The following is a 596-nucleotide window of genomic DNA, read 5'->3' on the forward strand; positions in this document are numbered from 1 at the left end:
GTATTGGATTTAATGGGCTTTTATTTGTCACCTTATAATTCGGGTTCAGTACATTCTAAAATATGGAATGTGAAATTGTTTTCAATTGTATTTTGTGGGTCACTAGCACTTTATATATCTGTTTCTAGCGCATATTTAATCGTTAAAACACAATTGGTTTCAACTAGTATTGAACAGAACCAGTCCATGGCTAATGAATTGATTAATGCTGATAAAAATTTAAGAAAACTGGCGACGGAACTTAAAAAGTTGACTGTGTTTGAAAGGAGCTCACCAAGACCTATTTCGCTTTTGGCCAAATTGCCATTAGATGCTGACGTTATCACCTTTAATCGATTTCAGTTGGTCGGAAATGATTTACAAATATTCGGAGAAACAAAAAACTCTGCAACTGACATACTAGATCTGTTGTTAAAAAGTAATGAATTTAAAGATGTAAAATTTACTTTACCGGTGAGTAAAAGTAGAGATGGGAAGGAAATATTTGTTATAGAGGCCAAGATAATCGATGGCAAATAAACTTAATATTAAAACTATTGGTTTAGTTTTACTCCCAATTTTACTGATTCTTAAATTTGTTATATACCCTTGGTTTG

1 protein-coding gene is annotated in these 596 nt (G+C 31.9%); it reads left to right on the forward strand.

Going from position 1 to position 596, the window contains the following annotated elements:
• Window positions 1-519, forward strand: a 519-nt coding sequence (locus AX660_RS23570; RefSeq protein WP_235594751.1) for a hypothetical protein, incomplete at its 5' end; no start/stop codon positions are given.
• Between the last annotated feature and the right edge of the window lie 77 nt (window positions 520-596).

Origin of the sequence: Paraglaciecola hydrolytica (genome assembly GCF_001565895.1) — a bacterium.
GTDB classification, from domain to species: Bacteria; Pseudomonadota; Gammaproteobacteria; order Enterobacterales; family Alteromonadaceae; genus Paraglaciecola; species Paraglaciecola hydrolytica.